1 protein-coding gene is annotated in these 1,361 nt (G+C 61.4%); it reads right to left on the bottom strand.

The window, feature by feature from the left end; translation table 11 throughout:
- Window positions 1-1,361: xanthine dehydrogenase family protein molybdopterin-binding subunit (locus EOA28_RS35785; protein WP_148671110.1), on the bottom strand; the 1,361-nt coding region annotated here is incomplete at both ends.

The raw sequence follows: 1,361 nt of genomic DNA on the forward strand, positions 1-1,361 counted from the left end.
GGCCCCATGTCGCTGGCAGCGGCCTCGACTTCCACTGAACCGTCGGGCATCAGCCGGACGAGGGCATTAGCCGGCGCCTGGAATGCGGGGTATGTTGCCGACGCTGCCCCCATCCCGATCAGAAGACGACCGTCGCGCATCGATCGCGGCTCCGGATTTCGGCGTGACCAGCCGAAATGTTGAGCCGCCACCTGATAGCATTGCGTCAACGAGCGACTGGAAAAAGGCTTGCCCTGGGCTTCGTCAATGGACGGCTCGTTACGCAGCCGAAGCTTTATGGGGTCAATGCTCATCGCGTAGGAGAGCTCATCCATGGCGCTTTCGAGAGCGAAGATGCCGCTCGCCTCTCCTGGGCCGCGCATGTGGTTAGGCGTGCCCGTATCAAGCGGTGACAGCCGGTACTGAGTACGCAAGTTGGGACACGAATACATGTATTCGGTGACCGCTGTCAGCGCCTCTTCGAACTGCTCGTACCGGCTCGTTTCACCGACACCCTCGTGAAGGATACCTGCAAGCTTACCCTCCGAGTTCGCTCCCACCGCAACCCTCTGTTGCGTGCGCGGCCGATGCCCGGTGGTGAAAAACATTTGCTTGCGCGTAAGCACCAGCTTCACAGGGCGTCGGACATGCCGAGCCGCAAGTGCGGTGAGCGTCACATGTGGCCATGTCCGCAAACTGGTGCCGAAGGCACCTCCAATAAAGGGACAGTTCACCTGAACGCTCTCTACCGGCAGCCCGAAGACGGCAGCAATCTCCGCCCGCTCATTGGCGATGTATTGCGTCTTGCTCCAGAGGATGAGCCGCTCGCCCTCCCATGCCGCGATAGTCGCGTGCGGCTCCATGGGGTTATGGTTCTCTCGTGCAATCTCATAGACGGCATCGATCTTGTAGGCTGCTTCCGTGAGCGCGCGGTCGGCGTCGCCGCGCGATCTGTCCGCGCGGCCCGCACTCGGAGCGATCCTTTCGGCCAGCTGATCCGTGGGATCGACCAAGGGCCGGCTGGAATCATATTGAATGCGTAGTGCTGCAGCAGCGTGTTCCGCGTCATCAAGCGTGTCGGCGACGACGACGGCTACCGGCTGGCCATAGAAGCGCACTATCTCGTCCTGCAGCACATGCAACCGCTCGCCCGCCGCCGGATCGATGACAGCCTTGTGCGGCAGATACGGAAGCTGAGGCGAATTGCGGTGAGTGATCACCGCCTTGACGCCCGGCATGCTTTCCACCTCGGCCGCCATGATGTCTGTGATGCGACCAAGACCAACGCTTGCGCTAACTATGACGGCATATAGCTGATCCGGCTGATTGAAGTCTGCCGCGTAGCGAGCTGCTCCAGTGACCTTTGCCCGTCCATCCACGCG

The organism is Mesorhizobium sp. M2A.F.Ca.ET.067.02.1.1, assembly GCF_004023285.1.
Classification (GTDB): Bacteria; Pseudomonadota; Alphaproteobacteria; order Rhizobiales; family Rhizobiaceae; genus Mesorhizobium.